This window comes from Rhizorhabdus sp. P4_G5, assembly GCF_056401065.1.
Genome location: NZ_JBFUKB010000001.1, coordinates 341,537 through 357,779, shown reverse-complemented (window position 1 = coordinate 357,779; position 16,243 = coordinate 341,537). Strand labels below are relative to the sequence as shown.

Below are 16,243 nucleotides of genomic sequence, written 5' to 3'. Positions count from 1 at the left end.
GCTACACGCTATAAGCCGCCATGATCTACGGCGATCCCGGCACTATCATCCCGCTTAACATCGTCGCCGAGCCGGGTACGCATCAGCTATCGGTCCCGCCCGGCCCGACCGCCGCGCGCCGCGTCGCCACCCCGGGTTTTCGGGCCGCAAGCGCGAGCTGGCGCTTTTCCACCCCGGCTCCCGTGCTGAGCAGCGGCGACGCCTTCGCCGCCTCCGTGCCGATCCGCGTGGAAGGGCTCGCCGGCATCGCGGCGGGGATGGTCGCGCTCGATCGTGCCAGCTTTCTCCAGTCCGGGCCGCTCGGTATCGATTTCGGCACGACTACCGATCCGGCGACGACGCAGACCCCGCATCGGCTGCGCTGTTCTTTCAGGGGAATCGTTCCCCCGCATGTCGATGGCGCGCTGCTCGTCGAGATGGTCGGGTGGGGCGCTGGCAGCATCATGCTCTCGACCCGCTATGGCAGCGATCAGCTCGAATGCGCGATCGGTCGCGGCGACCGGACCGAGGGCGGTTTCTTCAGCACGGTGATGCGCAAACCGGGCGTCGAGCAGCTTCTAGAAGTCGAGTGGCGCGACAGCCCGGGTGCCATGGGCGGAACGATCGCCTTCAGCATCGATGGCAAGCCGGCGGGCGGGCCGTTCCGGACGAAGATGAAGCTGCGCGTGACGCCGGAGATGGATTTCTCCGTCAACGCGGCACTCGGCAACACCCGGCAGGCCATCGACGGACTCCGCGTGCGCGAGTTGCGGATCGGTTTCGATCGGCCGGTGATCGACTATAGCTACCCACCGGTGGCGAGCGGACCGGTGGACGCCGCGGTGCTGCGCGACCTTGTGATCGACGCGCGCGGCGTCGTGGCGCCGCAGCCGGCGAAAACCCTCGCCTGGCGAGCACCCGATGGCGCGGTGTCAACGCTCGATATCACCGTCGGGCCGCTCGATGTGGCGCCGGGGCAGGCCTATAAGGCGGTGTTGGTCGACTGGTCGAGCGGGCAGGGGGTGGCACACCCCCGCGCCCTGGTCATGACCCGGATCGTGGCGCAGAATTGCCGGTTCGAGGATGAATGGCTCGGCACCGCGCAGCCGGCGTGGATCGAGTGCCTGCCACAGGGGCCGGTCCCCAATATCAATGGCATCGATTATCGCTGCGATGCGATCCGTTGCGGCGATTATGTTCAGTTCCAGTTCGGCTATGACTGGGACACGGCAACGATGCCCGCCAATCCGTTCGGCGATCCGGCCGGCAAGCACAGCTATATGGTGCCGCACAAATGGCTGATCTACGATCCTCAGGACCGGCTGCTCGCGACCGTTGAGACGCCCGATGGCGGCCCGCTCAACGGCGCAGACAAGCCGTTCCTGTTCGCGGGCCAGCACGATCCGCGCGGCTGCGCGATGATCAGCAAGGAGGATGGCTGGTATCCGCATGGCACGGTGCGCTCGGCGGTGATCTGGCGCAGCCGCGATCCCGGCAGCCATGAACAGGCGGCTATACGACGCACCGTGCCGCTCTTCGACCTGAGCATCCCGTTCGGCTGCCACATCGACTATTCGGTCAATGGTTATGACCTGCGCATCTTCAGCGGCGCGCAGGGCAATGAAGGCCAGGCCAACGGCTTCGGCAATATTCGGGTCATTCCATGGAAGCAGAGCGACTATCGGACGATGGTCGGCAGCGCCGGGCGGACCCGCGATCCTTTCGGGGCGCTGCTCTATTCGGCAAGTTCGATGGCGGCCAATGCGGCGCTTTGGCTGCAATATACGCCGTTCAACGTGCAGGGCCGCTCGCCGGTCACGGGGACCGGCGGGATGCGCGACGATCGGCAGATCATCCCTGAGCCGGTCGCCTGGTATATGAGCCTGCCAGACAGCGTCCGCCCGCACGACGGTCTGCCCTGGCGGACGATCTCGCTGGACTATCTGACCGGCTATGCCTCCGATCCGGTGCATGGCTTCGAAAAGGGGCGCAATGTGCCGCTGTTCAAGGGCAACGCCCGGCGGTCGATCGCGGCGCGCAACCATTATTATGGACCGGGGAATGCTGCGCTGCCGGAGACGCAGGGCTGGTATCAGCAAGGCGGCCGCGTCCCGAACTGGCTGCGCGGCACGGCGCCGCTCGAAGTCACCGTGCCTTACGCCGGAGACACACCCTCGACGCCCTATTTCGGTACGTTCCAGATCGACAAGCTCCACGGCCACCAGTTCCCGGGCTGGGGAAGCCTGATCTTCCGCACGCCCGAATTCGCCTTTCTCGGCCACCGCTTCTGGGATCAGAACCGGCTCTATTCGAACGACATCATCGGCGATCAGTGGCTCAGCCTATGGTCTAGCCGCGAAGGCGCCTGGGCTTTCCTACACGCGGCGCTCKCCTGGAAGACCGCAAGCGCGGGATCGCCCCGGCTCTATAGCCGAGCCGAAGTGCTCGATTTCACGCTGTTCGATTTCGAACTGTTTCACGACCGCTATTATGCCAGCAGCCCGGGTTTCCTGAACCCGCCGGCCAACCTGCTGCGTGACGGTCGACCCGACCTGCGCCTGGCGACCTATGCCGCGGCCCAATATTTCGGCGTTGTGAGCAGCAATGATTCCAGTCTGTTCCAGCATGAATTCAGCATCGGCTATTGGCTCAGCGCCCTGGCGGCGGCCGAAAAGATGGGGTTCAACGCGGCCGTGCGCAGGGGATCGGCCAAGGCCGGTGCCGTGCTCGACTGGCTCGTCGCCATGCACCGCAAAAGGATCGTCGGCCGCATCCTGGAAGGCGCGAACCTCCAGACGATGGACGGCTCCAACTATACCGTGGGCATATGGAGCGCGGAGCATATCGCCCATGCTGCGGGAGACGTCACGCGTTTGCCGCGAAGCTATGCGGGGCTGGTGGAGCTGTGGGGCAGGAGCCGGGGCTGGGATAGCTATGAAGGCAATGGTGGGACGATCAGCCGAGACGGGCAAGCGCTCGACCAGCTTATCGCGGGGCCCTCGTTGTTGCGCTACATGCTGGGCCAGACCGGGGACGATCTTGTTGCTGCGCAGACGCTGGCCAACGACTGGCGGGAGCAGAAAAAGGCCGGGGAACTTGCAAAGGGCGATGCGGCCGGAACCGGGTGGTTCGTCTATCTTCAGGCGACGAACAATCCCGCTAAAGCCGTTCAAGGCTGACATACGCCTCTTAGGCTTTCCCCAAACGCGGCACGCGAATCGCGCGGGTTGTACTCGATCCCGATGCTGTTATAGAGCCCGCCGACCGGCGGTCCTTATTTGCGGGCGTGGCGGAACTGGTAGACGCGCCAGATTTAGGTTCTGGTATCGCAAGATGTGGGGGTTCGAGTCCCTTCGCCCGCACCAGCTTCGCTCCCAGTGCGCGAGGCGGGACCCGAAAAAGCTTTCTCGAGATAGAGGTTGTGACGACCCATGCAGACTGTCGAAACGCTCAATGAGGGCCTGAAGCGCGCCTATTCCGTGACGATTCCGGCGAACGACGTCGCCAAGCGAGTCGAGGCGGAGATCAAGTCGATCGCGCCCCAGATCAAGATGCCTGGCTTCCGCCCCGGCAAGGTGCCGACCAACCTCGTCAAGAAGATGCACGGCCCGGCGATCGAGCAGGACGTTCTCAACAAGACCGTGCAGGATGGCATCCAGCAGCTGCTCGCCGAACAGAAGCTCCGTCCCGCGATGCAGCCCTCGGTCGAGCTCGACGAAGGTTATGAGCCCGGCAAGGACGTTGCGCTCAAGGTCGAGCTCGAAGTGCTGCCCGACGTTCCGGCGCCTTCGATCGAAGGCCTGAAGCTCGAGCGGCTCACTGTTCCGGCTGCGGAAGATGTGATCGACGAGCAGCTGAAGCGCATCGCCGGCCAGCAAAAACAATATGACGACGCGATGGAAGGCCATCCGGCGGTCGAAGGCGACCTGGTCGTCATGGATTTCGCCGGCTCGGTCGATGGTGTTCCGTTCGAGGGCGGCACCGGCGAGGGCATGTCGGTCGAGCTCGGCTCGGGCCGGCTGATCCCGGGCTTCGAAGAGCAGCTCGAAGGCGTCAAGAAGGGCGAGGCACGCAGCCTCAACGTCACCTTTCCGAAGGATTATGGCGAGGCGTCGCTGGCCGGCAAGGACGCCGTGTTCGAAGTCACCGTCACCGACGTTCGCGTGCCGCGCGAAGCGACGGTCGACGACGAGTTCGCCAAGTCGCTGGGCCTGCAGGGGCTCGACCAGCTGCGTGAACTTCTCAAGGGCCAGATCGAACAGGAGCTCAACGGCCTCACCCGCACCCATATGAAGCGCAAGCTGCTCGACCAGCTCGCTGCCAGCCATGATTTCCCGGTTCCGCCTTCGATGGTCGAGGCCGAGTTCCAGCAGATCTGGGCACAGCTCGAGCATGAGGCGGGCCATGAGGAGGATCCCGAGGCCGCCCGCGCCGAGATGGAGAATGATCGCGCCGATTATCAGGCGATCGCCGAGCGCCGCGTGCGCCTGGGCCTGCTCCTCTCCGAGATCGGCCAGCAGAATGGCGTCGAGGTCGGCCAGCAGGAAATGCAGCGTCTGATCATGCAGGCTGCGCAGCAATATGGCCCCAAGGATCGCGAGCGGTTCATCCAATATGTCCAGCAGGACCCGATGGCTGCCGCCCAGCTTCGCGCGCCGCTGTACGAGGACAAGGTCGTCGACTTCCTGTTCGGCAAGGCCGAGATCAGCGACCGCGAAGTGACCCGCGAGGAGCTGGAAGCCGCGATCGAAGCCGATGACGACACGATCGGCAAGGGGCATGTCCATGGTCCTGACTGTGGCCATGACCACCACGATCACGACCATGATCATGCGCCGGCCAAGCCTGCCAAGAAGCCGGCGGCCAAGAAGGCTTCCAAGCCTGCGGCTGAAGAGGCGGTAGCCGAGAAGCCCGTCGAGGCACCCGCGCCCAAGAAAGCGCCGACGAAGAAGGCTGCGGCCGCTGCGGCCCAAGGCGAGGCTGCGCCGGCACCTGCCAAGAAGGCGCCTGCCAAGAAAAAGGCGACCGCCGCCGAGTAACCTGCCGGTTTGCATCGGGATATAGAGGGCCGGGCAGCAATGCCTGGCCCTTTTGTTTTCCGCTCGAGCCAGCTCCCCTGCGTGCCATCCGGCTTCCGCGCAAATTACGGCTGGGCGTAGTGCGGCGCGATCAGGTCGCGGGCGAGCCCCGAGCCGTCACGCCGAGGGCGAACAGCGCGAAGCCCGTGCCGATTGTCCAGACGAAGATCCGATCCATGAACCAGGCGTGGATGATCGTGTGCTGCCATAGCAGCATCAGCATGCCGACGATTACGCCGTTCGAGACCAGCAGGTGCAGGGCCCGCGCGCGCAGCACCGAATCCTGTGTCCGCAGCAAGGTTCGCGCACCCCAGGCGCCGATCACCACGGCTATCAGCAGGATCGCCCCGGCCATCAGATGCATGCCCGCCGCGAGCGAATTGAGACCTTTGGCCAGGGACTTCGCCATGTGCATTGGCCCGAGATCGGGCTGATCGCCTCCCATGCCCATCCGCACGCCGAGTTGCGCCGCACTTTCGCGGAAAGACTCGATCCCGAACACCCAGAGGGCGAGCAGGATCTTCAGCGCAAGGCAGGCTATGATCGCGGTGCAGAAGGCTGCGGCGGCTTCGACGATCTGGTCGAGCACTTTCCGCGGATCACCGTCGCGCAGCGCAAAGGGCAGGCCGCCTACCACAATGGCGAGGCCGAGCGGGATTCCGCCGGTGAGGAACTCAAAGATCGCGACGAGGCTTCCGAACACAGCTGCGCTGATGGTCGCGCTCCACCGGCCGAGCCCGCCACGCGCCGCCGCCATCGCCAGGAACAGCAGATAGCCCAGGATGATCGCGTCCGATGGCGCGTGTGACAATGACTGGCCATAGGATTCGAGCCCGAACCACCGCGAGAAAGCAAGGAACAGGATCAGCCAGAACAGGCTTTCGGTCGGCCGGCGCCTGCCGGCGAGTGCGAGCGTGGTGATCATGATCCCTGCCAGCACCAGCAGGGTTTCGATGCTGTGATAGAGGTTGCGGATCGCCTCGACCGGCATGAGCGGCAGCAGATAGCGCGCGAGCATAGTGTGGCCGTGGATATATTGGTGATACCAGAGGCCGGTCCGGCCCGCCTCCTTGTCGCCTGCGGCAAAGGCGCGCAGCGCCCCGCACATCGTCTCGGTGCCCCGTTGCACCGGCTTGATCGGGCTGGCCATGAGCTGCGCAGCCGCTGCCTGCTGGTCGAGCGCCATGTAGAGAATCAGGCAGTCGTTATACTGGTGCCGGCCGATGTCCGTGTTGCCGGGCAGCCAGTCGACATCCTGCAGGACCCCGGAGGCATAGGCGGCCCGCACATTCGCCTCCGCTGCCGGAAGATCGCGGCCGAGGCCATGAAGGTTCGCGAGACAGAAGAGCGCGAACAGAAGCGCCGCGATCGGCAGCGCGATGGTCGCGCCAAGCCCGCCGCGGCAGGCTAGCGAGCGGATGTCGGCCGTCTTGAGCATCGATGCATATCCCCCATCGGACCATCTTGCCGATCGACGGAGCGCGCGCCAGACAATTTCGAAGCAGCGCTGGCTGATGCCCATGCGCGCGATGGGCCCTTGAAACCCCCGCGGCAAAGGCCGATGTTGGCATCTCAAGGCAAAGCACGAAGGACCGAGACCTCCCATGCACAATCCGTTTGAAACCGGCCAATTCCTCAATCCGGAGACGGGCGCTCTCGTGCCTATGGTGATCGAGCAGTCGAACCGCGGCGAGCGCAGCTTCGACATCTATTCGCGCCTGCTTCGCGAGCGAATCATCTTCGTGACCGGCCAGGTCGAGGACCACATGGCCTCGCTGATTACTGCCCAGCTGCTGTTCCTCGAATCGGAAAATCCGAAGAAGGACGTGTTCATGTACATCAACTCGCCGGGCGGCGTCGTGACGGCGGGTCTCGCGATCCACGATACGATGCAATATATCCGCCCCAGGGTTGGCACCGTGTGCATCGGCCAGGCAGCCTCGATGGGCAGCTTCCTGCTGGCTGCCGGCGAACCCGGCATGCGCGTGGCGCTGACCAACAGCCGGATCATGATCCACCAGCCGTCGGGCGGTGCCCAGGGCATGGCCGCCGATATCGAGATCCAGGCCCGCGAGATCCTGCGGATGCGGCACCGGCTCAACTCGCTCTACGCGAAATACACCAAGCAGCCGATCGAGGCGATCGAGCATGCGATGGATCGCGACAAGTTCCTCGAGGCCGACGAAGCCAAGGCGTTCGGGCTGATCGACGAGGTGTTCGACAAGCGGCCAAGCCCCGCTGACGAGGCGATGGCAGCCTGATCGGTCAGCCGCCCGTTATGGCCGCGGGCGGCTTGTTCGCCGCAGAGCCCTCCCCATATTCCGGGGGACCCCGATATCGCTCATGGCTTCTTAAGAAGGTTGTGGGATCGGGGGGGACATGTTTAGGATATGGGCGATCCCCAGTGGAGTCAGGATCTAGTTTATGACCAAGTTGACCGGCGGCGACTCGAAGAGCACCCTGTACTGCTCGTTTTGCGGCAAGTCGCAGCACGAGGTCCGCAAACTGATCGCTGGCCCGACGGTGTTCATCTGCGACGAGTGCGTCGAACTCTGCAACGATATCATCCGGGAAGAGACCAAGGGTGCGCTCGTCAGCAAGAAGGACGGTGGCGTTCCGACGCCGCATGAGATCTGCGAGCATCTCGACCAATATGTGATTGGCCAGTCCAAGGCCAAGCGCGTGCTCTCCGTGGCGGTCCACAACCATTACAAGCGGCTCAACCATGGCGCCAAGGGTGCCGATGTCGAGCTGGCGAAGTCGAACATCCTGCTGGTCGGGCCGACCGGCTCGGGCAAGACGCTGCTCGCCCAGACGATGGCGCGGCTGCTCGACGTGCCCTTCACGATGGCCGACGCGACGACGCTCACCGAAGCCGGCTACGTCGGCGAGGATGTCGAGAACATCATCCTGAAGCTGCTCCAGGCCTCCGACTATAATGTCGAGCGGGCGCAGCGCGGCATCGTCTATATCGACGAGATCGACAAGATCAGCCGCAAGGCCGACAACCCCTCGATCACCCGCGACGTATCGGGCGAGGGCGTCCAGCAGGCGCTGCTCAAGCTGATGGAGGGCACCACCGCCTCGGTGCCGCCACAGGGCGGCCGCAAGCATCCGCAGCAGGAGTTCCTGCAGGTCGACACGACCAATATCCTGTTCATCTGCGGCGGGGCGTTCGCCGGGCTCGAGAAGATCATCGGTGATCGCCTGCAGGGCAAGTCGATCGGCTTCGGCGCCTATGTCGCGGCGCCCGACGAGCGCCGCACCGGCGAGACGCTTCAGCAGTGCGAGCCCGAGGATCTGCTGAAGTTCGGCCTGATCCCCGAATTCGTCGGCCGTCTCCCGGTGATCGCGACCCTGATGGACCTGGACGAGCCCGCCTTGGTCGAGATCCTCTCGACGCCGAAGAACGCGCTGGTCAAACAATATCAGAAGCTGTTCGAGATGGAGGGCGTGAAGCTTGGTTTCACCGACGACGCGCTGATCGCGGTCGCCCGCAAGGCGATCACCCGCAAGACCGGTGCGCGCGGCCTGCGCTCGATCCTCGAGGGGCTGCTGCTCGACACCATGTTCGACCTGCCGTCGATGGACGGCGTGGACGAGATCATCGTCGACAAGGACGTGGTCGAAGGCCGCAAGGACCCGGTTCGTGTCTTCGCGAAGAAGAGCAAGGAGAAGGCTGGCGGCGACGCCGCCTGATCCCGCGCGCCAGATAAGCTGAAAGGGCCGTCCGGGCACCGGGCGGCCCTTTCCAGTTTCGGCGTGATGGATATTCTTTCGATCTGTCGCCGAGCATGGGGTGCGAGAGAGCCGAACCTTTCATGAAGTCAGCGATAGGGCACGCCAGCTCAGCGCTCGGGCAGGCCCAGCACCTTCGCCGCCGCGTCAAACCGCGCGCGCTGTGCGGCATCGTCCTTGAAGGCGGCCTTCGCTCCGGCCAGCGCCGATTGGGCACCGGCCGGATCCTTGAGCTGCATCCGCGATCGCATCAACATGATCCAGCGGTCGGCGTCGCGCGGGTTGGCCTCCAGTCGGGCGGCGAGCCGGGCAACCATGCCGCGCGCCATCTCGTCCTGCTGCGACGGCGTCATCGCAGTCGCAGCCTTCAGGTCGGTGGCGGTCGGGCCAGGGATGCCGCCGGTGACGACGCTGTCCTCGGCAGGGGCAGGGGCGGCGGGTGCCGGAACGCGGCCGGAGATGTCGATCTTGTGCTTGGTGGATATGCTCGAGATCAACTCGCGCACCGGCTGGGCCCATGGCGCATCGGGCGGGCTGTCGCGCAATATGCCGATCAGGTCGTCGACGGCGCCCTTGTGATCGCCGCCCTCGTTCTTCTTCACCGCCATGAAATAGCGGGCGCGGAAATCGCCGGGGTCGATCGCGAGGGCCTTGCGGAATGAAGCTTCTGCTTCGGGGGTGATTCCGCCCGGGCCGGAGAGCAGCTGAACCTCGCCGAGCGCCGACCATGTCTGGGCATTGTCGGGATCGAGGGCGGCCGCTTTCGCATAAGCCTGCACGCTGTCGGCGTAGCGGCCGACATTGTAATAAGCGAGGCCGAGCAGGTTCCAGCCCTTGGGATCGCCGGGGTTGTCGCGCAGCTTCTTCTCGAGCCCGCCGATCATCGAGGCGATGTCGCCGACCGGCTGCGTCGCCGCGGGCGGCGCGGATGCGCCGGTGTCACCGCGCGAGCGGAGGACCGCGATGGCTATGGCGGCGATGGCGATTAGCGCTGCCAGCACGAGCGCGATGCGCGCAAATGGCAGTGAAAACCCCTTGTCTACGGCACCGTCCTTCGTCACATTTCTCTCCGGAATTGAGCGTAATAGGCTTTGATCTCCAAATGTAACGAAAGTCTAGCGGAACGCGTCGAAGCTGGTAGAGTGGGTTCGGGGTAGACGGCGAAATCTCATTGGTCTTAGGGGCCGGCGAGGCGTTTTCGCCGTTACAAACAGGCCGCGGGCGTGGCGGTGATGATGACGGGGCAGGGGGAACCAGTGGCGGATACCTACCGGATTGCCATCGTTGGCTCGGGGCCGGCGGGGCTTAGCGCGGCAGCCCATGCCGCGCAGCTCGGCATCCCGCACATCCTTCTCGAAAAGACCGACCATCTTTCCGATACCATCTACAAATATCAAAAGGGCAAGCACGTCATGGCGACGCCGAGCCAGCTCGTGCTGCGCTCGGACGTGGATTTCGATGCCGGCAAGCGCGAGAAGATCCTCGGCCTCTGGGATGAGCAGATCGCCGCCGCCAAGGTGAATGTCCGCCTCAAGAGCGAGGTGAAGACGATCACCGGCGCCAAGGGTGATTTCACGATCACCCTGACCGACAAGACCGAGATCAAGGCCGAGAACATCATTCTGGCGATCGGTACCCAGGGCAACCCCAACCTTTTGCGGGTGCCCGGCGCGGACCAGAACTATCTTCAGCTCCAATATCAGCTCGACGACCCCGGCGAATATGTCGACGAGCATATCATGGTGGTCGGCGCGGGCGATGCCGGCATCGAAAATGCGCTCGGCCTCGCGCAGGACGTGGCGCAGGGCAATGTCGTCACGATCATCAACCGCACGGCGGATTTCAGCCGGGCGAAGAGCGCCAACGTCAAGCTGCTGATGCAGGCGCGTGACGAAGGCCGGATGAACATCGTCACCGATACGTCGCCCAACCGCATCGAGCCGGGCCACATCATTCTCGACACCCGCGACGGTGAGGCGCGCATTCGCTGCGACCGGGTCATCGCTCGCATGGGCTCCGCGGCGCCGCGCAAGTTCATCGAGGAATGCGGGATCGAGTTCACCAGCGCCGACCGCGAGGCCTTCCCAAAGCTGTCGCCCCAGTTCGAGACGACCAACCCCGGCATCTTCGTGATCGGTGCGCTGGCCGGCTATCCGCTGATCAAGCACTGCATGAACCAGGGCTATGACATCGTCGAGTTCATCAACGGCAATCTCGACCTGAAGCCGGCCGACGAGCCGATCCTGGAAGGCAAGTTCGTCAATCTCCCGAAGAAGAAGTCGGTCGACGAGTGGCTCGAGCTGATCCGCACCAACGTCACCATCCTAAACGATCTGTCGCCGCTGCAGATGCGCGAGTTCATGCTCGACTCCGATGTGCGGGCCTATGGCAAGAACCAGACGATCTTCGAAAAGAACGCGCCGGGATCGTCGCTGTTCTGCATCGTCGAGGGCTCGGTCGATATCCCGCTGCCCGATGGCCGTTCGACCGGCATCGTAATTCCCGAAGGCTCGATCTTCGGCGAGGTCGGCCTGGTGTCGGGCCGCCGCCGCGGTTCGACGATCCGCTCGATCGCCGACACGATAGTGGTCGAGATTCCGCGCAACGCGATCCTCAAGCTGATGGCTTCGGTGCCCGGTGTGAAGCGCGCCGTGACCCGCATCTCGACTGAGCGCCAGCTGCTCCAGATGTGGCAGTCCGGCCTGCAGTCCGCCGATCTCGCCGAGGTCCTGGAAACCGCCGAGATCAAGGCGGTGCGCGCCGGCGAGGTGATCTTCCGCGAGGGCGAGGAAGGCAATGACGTCTTCGTGATCCGCTCGGGCTCGGTCGTTGTCGAGAAGTCGATCGGCGGCAAGCCGGTGTTCCTCTCCTATATCCCTGCCGGCAATTATGTCGGCGAGCTGGAGCTGTTCGACAATGGCGTCCGCAAGCAGACCGTGCGCGCCGCGGTCAAGTCCGAGGTGATCAAGCTCGATGGCGCGGCCTTCCTCCGCCTGCTTGAGGCCAAGCCCCAGTTTTTCGCAAAGGCAAAGGTTTCGATCGGCGAGCGCGAGGATCTCGCCTCGTTCATCGAGGCCAAGAAGGACAGCTTCGCGACTGTGGTCGACATGTATTCGTCGGTTGCCAACTTCCTGGTCGACAACGGCGTCGGCGAAGCCACCGACGTGCTGCTGATCGACGAGAATCTCTGCGTCGGCTGTGACAATTGCGAGAAGGCCTGCGCGGACAGTCATGACGGCATATCGCGGCTCGACCGCGAGGCGGGTCGTACCTTCGCGAACCTCCACGTGCCGACCAGCTGCCGCCATTGCGAGCATCCGCATTGCATGGCCGATTGTCCGCCGACCGCGATCCACCGCGGCCAGGATGGCGAGGTCTATATCGACAACACCTGCATCGGCTGCGGTAACTGCCAGCGCAACTGCCCCTATGGCGTGATCCGCATGGAGAAGGAGCCGCCGAAGAAGCCGAGCCTTTGGAAGTGGTTCCTGTTCGGGCAGGGGCCGGGGCCAGGCGAACCCAGTCATGACTGGGCCTATGCCAATGCCGAGCCGGGTGTCGAAAAGGCCAAGCGCGCGGTGAAATGCGATATGTGCTCGGGCATCGAGGGCGGTCCGAGCTGCGTGCGCGCCTGTCCGACCGGCGCGGCCATCCGCGTTGCTCCCGAGGAATTTCTGACGGTCGCCCGGCTGCAGCGGGACGACGCCTGATGGCCACCAAATCGCTTCGACAGGCGACCACCGGTCGCGAACGCGCCTCCGAGCATGAAGGGTTCCTGCGCTATCAGAGCTATAAGTGGCTCAAGATCGCGCTGACGCTGTGCGGTGTCGCAGTGCTGATATACGCCTTCAACGACGTGCAGCCCAAGCCCAATGGTGGGACGATCTACGGCTATACCACTGGAACCATAGGCATCTTGCTGATCCTGTGGCTGACGATGCTCGGCGTAAGGAAGCGGGCGATCACGCCGGGACGCTGGTCGCTGAAGAGCTGGACATCCGCCCATGTCTATCTCGGCCTGTCGCTGATCGTGGTCGCGACGTTGCACACCGGGTTCGACTTCGGATGGAATATCCACACCCTCGCCTATGTCCTTATGATGCTGGTGATTGGTTCCGGCGTATTCGGCATCGCGGCCTATGCGTCGCTGCCGCAGGCACTATCCGCCAATCGTGGCGAGACGACCCAGATCCAGATGCTCGACAATCTGCGAACGCTCGACCGGCAGCTCAACGAGTCGGCGCAGCCGCTCGATGCAGACGGCGCGGCGATCGTCCAGATGGCGCTCGCCGACGATCCTTTCGGCGGCGGCCTCGTGGCACGGCTGACCGGCCGCTACAGCAAGTGCGGCACCCGTGCGGCGCTGGCGGCTGTCCGCGCGCATCCGTCGCGCGGAGAGGCCGAGGCCGATCCGCTCGATCACGTCGAGGTGCTGCTCGAACGCCGGCGCTCCTCGCTATCCCGCATCCGCAAGCACTTGCGGCTGAAGGCGCTGCTCGAGGTCTGGCTCTACATCCATATACCGCTGACCTTCGCGCTGATCGCCGCACTGTTCGTGCATGTCGTCGCCGTCTTCTATTACTGGTGAGAACGCGCAGATGAGCTTCATTGTTCGCACGGTAGCGCGCACCGCCGATGGGCGGGACATCGTTCGCCCCAAGAGCTTCGACAAGGCCGAGCTGAGCGTCGGCCGCAGCCCTTCGAGCGATATCCACCTGCCTGACCTGGCAGTGACCCTGAACCATGCGGCAATCCGCATCGTTGCAGGCGGCTATGTCGAGGTCGTCGCGACGGCAGGGCTGCCGCTGGTGGTCAACGGCAAGTCGACCGAGCACCAGCGCTTTTCCGCGGCGCAGGGCGCCGATGTCCGCATCGGCAGCCACTCGCTCGAGATCGAGCCGGGCGAGGGCGAGGAAAAAGGGTCGGTCATCGTCACCGTCTCTCGCGTCGGTGCGATCTCCAACGCGTCCGAGGACAAGGAGGAGGCGCATGTCTTCTCGCTCGCTACGGTGCTACCGGGCAAGCGGCCGCTGGCCTGGGCGCTGGCGATCCTGGTGCTCGGCATCTTCCTCGTCTGGCCGCTGGTATCGATCCACACCCAGCCGATCGACCAGACCCGCAAGGTCGCCTTCCACGCCGACGAACTGTGGACGTCGGGCAAGCTGTCGCAGGTCCACAAGACCCTCGAGAATAATTGCCAGGCCTGTCATGTGAAGGCCGGGGAAGCCGTGCGCGACACCGCCTGCGCGGCCTGCCACACCAAGGTTCATGATCACGCCGATCCGAAGAAACTGGCGGACGCCCGGGGTTCGCTGGGCATCGTCGGAGCCACTAAGCAGCTGGTCGGCGGCGTATTCGGCATCCAGCCCGGCCGCTGCGTCGAGTGCCACACCGAGCATCAGGGCACGACCGCGATGCCGGTGACGGACGAGCGTTTCTGCACCAATTGCCATGGCGACATGAGCAAGCGGATCGATACGCCGCTCAAGAATGCCGCCGATTTCGGCGACAATCACCCGCAGTTCGAGCCGACGATCCGCTTCGCCGGCGCGGACGGCGTGCCGATGTTCCGCCGCGTCTCGCTCGATGCGAACCCCAAGGAGGACAGCGGCCTCAAATTCCCGCACGATCTACACCTGTCGACTACCAACGGCGTCGCGCAGATGGCGAAGACGCTCGGCAAGGGTGAAGGCTACGGCGCGCCGCTCGAATGTGCGAATTGCCACACCCGCGATGCCACCGGCACCACCTTTGCCGCCGTGAAGATGGAGAATTCGTGCGGAGCCTGCCATTCGCTCGCCTTCGATCAAGTCGGCGGCACGATCCGTACCCTGCGCCACGGCGAACCCGCCCAGGTGATCGCCGATATCCGCGCCTTCTACCGAGCCGGAGCGCCCCGCAACGGCGCATTCCAGGGCATGGAACGACGGCGGCCGGGCGACTTCGCTTCCTCCGGACAACGAACCGCCTTTGCGCAGACCAGCGCGATGCACATCGGCAATGCCGAGCAGGCGATCCGCGCGGTCTTCTCGAAGGGAGGCGCCTGCTTCGACTGCCATATGGTCCGCGCCACCGGCAATCCGACCACGCCCTTCGCGGTGACGCCGGTGTCGCTGACCCGCCGCTATATGACCAAGGGCTGGTTCGACCACGCAGCGCATGACACGGAGAATTGCACCAGCTGCCACGCGGTGAAGACATCGCGCTGGGCTGCCGACGTGAACCTGCCGAAGATCGCCAAGTGCCAGGAATGTCACGGCGGTCAGGACGCCCACAAGGCGGTGCCGTCATCCTGCGCGATGTGTCACGATTATCACCGCACCGGATTCGCGCCGCTGATGGTTCGCGACAACCGCGCCCGCGGCAAGGCGGTCGAGCATATCGACGAAAAGGCGATGGAAAGGGCAGGCGGCGGGATTTGACCTTTGATTACCGCTATTTCTCGCCCACTGTGGAGAAGATCACAGCGATAGTGCAGGGGCCATGATCAGATGTTGGGCGTTGGAGTTGGGCCGGGTATCGAAACCGGCGGCGTAATGGGAACTTCGCTATGCTGATCGCGCAATTGACCGACCTGCATATCGGCTTCGATCTCGATAACGTCGATGAGCTCAACTTTCGGCGCGTCGCTTCGGCTATCGATTATGTGAAGGGGCTGGCGGTTCCACCGGATCGCATGTTCCTGACCGGCGACCTCACCGACCATGGTGACCTCGCCAGTTACCGGCGTCTCAAAGGCCTGATCGACAGCTGCGATTTCCCGGTTCACCTATGCGTGGGCAATCATGACGACCGTGGACTGCTGAAACAGGTCTTCCCCGATCTGCCGGCAGAGGACGGCTTCGTTCAATATGTGATCGACGAGCCCGAAGTGCGGATCATCGTGCTCGACACCCTCGATCCCGGCCACCATGGCGGTGCCTTCTGCCGCCGCCGCGCCGCTTGGTTGCGGGCGCGACTGGCCGAAGCTCCCGACAAGCCGGTGCTGATCGTCCTGCACCATCCGCCGATCGAGACCGGCATTCCCTGGATGACCGCGCACCCTACCGAGCCATGGGTTGTAACGCTGGACAAGGCGATCGGCGACCGGCCGAATGTTCTGATGATCGCGGGTCATATCCATCGCTCGATCACGACGCAGTGGCGCGGCCGCATGCTCGCGGTCGCTCCATCGACCGCCCCACAGGTCGCGCTCGAAATGGCGCCGCTCGATCCGGAGACCCCCGACGAGCGCCCGATGATCGTTGCCGAAGCGCCGGGCGTCGCGCTTCATCTGTGGACCGGAGAATCCTTCGTCACCCATCACGCCCAGGTCGGCGCGCCCGACGTGCTCGCGCGCTACGATCGCAATCTCCAGCCGCTGGTCCAGGCGCTCGCCGAGGAGCATGAATCCGTCGAGCGGGGCGCTGCGGCCGCCTGAGGCTCTGGCCTCAAGGGCCGCGGCAAGG

At 64.5% G+C, this 16,243-nt stretch carries 10 protein-coding genes and 1 tRNA gene; 9 read left to right on the top strand and 2 right to left on the bottom strand.

Features of this window, described 5'->3' with window-relative positions; genetic code table 11:
* Positions 1–20 precede the first annotated feature (20 nt).
* From AC1DQK_RS01670 to tig, 3 genes are all read left to right on the top strand, one after another.
* Entirely contained in the window at positions 21–3,158 is a 3,138-nt protein-coding gene (locus tag AC1DQK_RS01670) for a hypothetical protein (RefSeq protein ID WP_477866690.1), read from the top strand.
* A gap of 101 nt (positions 3,159–3,259) precedes the next feature.
* Positions 3,260–3,344, top strand: a tRNA-Leu gene (locus AC1DQK_RS01665).
* A gap of 66 nt (positions 3,345–3,410) precedes the next feature.
* Complete coding sequence (gene tig, locus AC1DQK_RS01660; RefSeq protein ID WP_477866688.1) at positions 3,411–5,018, top strand: trigger factor; 1,608 nt, start codon at positions 3,411–3,413, stop codon at positions 5,016–5,018.
* A 130-nt stretch (positions 5,019–5,148) separates the two neighbouring features.
* Here tig and AC1DQK_RS01655 read toward each other — a convergent pair whose 3' ends face one another.
* Complete coding sequence (locus AC1DQK_RS01655; protein ID WP_477866686.1) at positions 5,149–6,495, bottom strand: hypothetical protein; 1,347 nt, start codon at positions 6,493–6,495, stop codon at positions 5,149–5,151.
* Positions 6,496–6,661: 166 nt separating this feature from the next.
* Here AC1DQK_RS01655 and AC1DQK_RS01650 point away from each other — a divergent pair, with 166 nt between their 5' ends.
* The gene (locus AC1DQK_RS01650; protein ID WP_340315544.1) at positions 6,662–7,318 is read left to right on the top strand and encodes an ATP-dependent Clp protease proteolytic subunit; all 657 of its coding nucleotides are present in this window, start codon (positions 6,662–6,664) and stop codon (positions 7,316–7,318) included.
* 163 nt (positions 7,319–7,481) lie between these two features.
* Positions 7,482–8,756, top strand: coding sequence for an ATP-dependent Clp protease ATP-binding subunit ClpX (gene clpX, locus AC1DQK_RS01645; protein WP_477866684.1), 1,275 nt, complete (start codon positions 7,482–7,484; stop codon positions 8,754–8,756).
* Between the two features lie 149 nt (positions 8,757–8,905).
* Here the strand turns inward: clpX and AC1DQK_RS01640 are convergent, their stop codons facing one another.
* Positions 8,906–9,856 carry a tetratricopeptide repeat protein gene (locus AC1DQK_RS01640; protein WP_477866682.1) on the bottom strand — a complete coding sequence of 317 codons (951 nt, stop codon included), beginning with the start codon at positions 9,854–9,856 and terminating at the stop codon, positions 8,906–8,908.
* Between the two features lie 174 nt (positions 9,857–10,030).
* On the opposite strand from AC1DQK_RS01640, the gene AC1DQK_RS01635 reads away from it, so the two are divergent.
* From AC1DQK_RS01635 to AC1DQK_RS01620, 4 genes are all read left to right on the top strand, one after another.
* Positions 10,031–12,505 (top strand): cyclic nucleotide-binding domain-containing protein, encoded by a 2,475-nt coding sequence (locus AC1DQK_RS01635; protein ID WP_477866985.1) that lies wholly within the window; start codon positions 10,031–10,033, stop codon positions 12,503–12,505.
* Positions 12,505–13,383, top strand: coding sequence for a hypothetical protein (locus AC1DQK_RS01630; protein ID WP_477866680.1), 879 nt, complete (start codon positions 12,505–12,507; stop codon positions 13,381–13,383). The genes AC1DQK_RS01635 and AC1DQK_RS01630 overlap by 1 nt, the downstream gene beginning before the upstream one ends.
* Positions 13,384–13,393: 10 nt before the next feature.
* Positions 13,394–15,217 (top strand): cytochrome c3 family protein, encoded by a 1,824-nt coding sequence (locus tag AC1DQK_RS01625; RefSeq protein WP_477866678.1) that lies wholly within the window; start codon positions 13,394–13,396, stop codon positions 15,215–15,217.
* Between the two features lie 128 nt (positions 15,218–15,345).
* Complete coding sequence (locus AC1DQK_RS01620; protein ID WP_477866676.1) at positions 15,346–16,215, top strand: metallophosphoesterase; 870 nt, start codon at positions 15,346–15,348, stop codon at positions 16,213–16,215.
* The last annotated feature ends 28 nt before the right edge of the window (positions 16,216–16,243 follow it).

Bases quoted from the DNA above. Each gene is read 5' to 3' on its own strand.
- tig (WP_477866688.1), top strand. From the start codon at position 3,411: ATGCAGACTGTCGAAACGCTCAATGAGGGCCTGAAGCGCGCCTATTCC.
- AC1DQK_RS01655 (WP_477866686.1), bottom strand. From the start codon at position 6,495: ATGCTCAAGACGGCCGACATCCGCTCGCTAGCCTGCCGCGGCGGGCTT.
- AC1DQK_RS01650 (WP_340315544.1), top strand. From the start codon at position 6,662: ATGCACAATCCGTTTGAAACCGGCCAATTCCTCAATCCGGAGACGGGC.
- clpX (WP_477866684.1), top strand. From the start codon at position 7,482: ATGACCAAGTTGACCGGCGGCGACTCGAAGAGCACCCTGTACTGCTCG.
- AC1DQK_RS01635 (WP_477866985.1), top strand. From the start codon at position 10,031: ATGACGGGGCAGGGGGAACCAGTGGCGGATACCTACCGGATTGCCATC.
- AC1DQK_RS01630 (WP_477866680.1), top strand. From the start codon at position 12,505: ATGGCCACCAAATCGCTTCGACAGGCGACCACCGGTCGCGAACGCGCC.
- AC1DQK_RS01625 (WP_477866678.1), top strand. From the start codon at position 13,394: ATGAGCTTCATTGTTCGCACGGTAGCGCGCACCGCCGATGGGCGGGAC.
- AC1DQK_RS01620 (WP_477866676.1), top strand. From the start codon at position 15,346: ATGCTGATCGCGCAATTGACCGACCTGCATATCGGCTTCGATCTCGAT.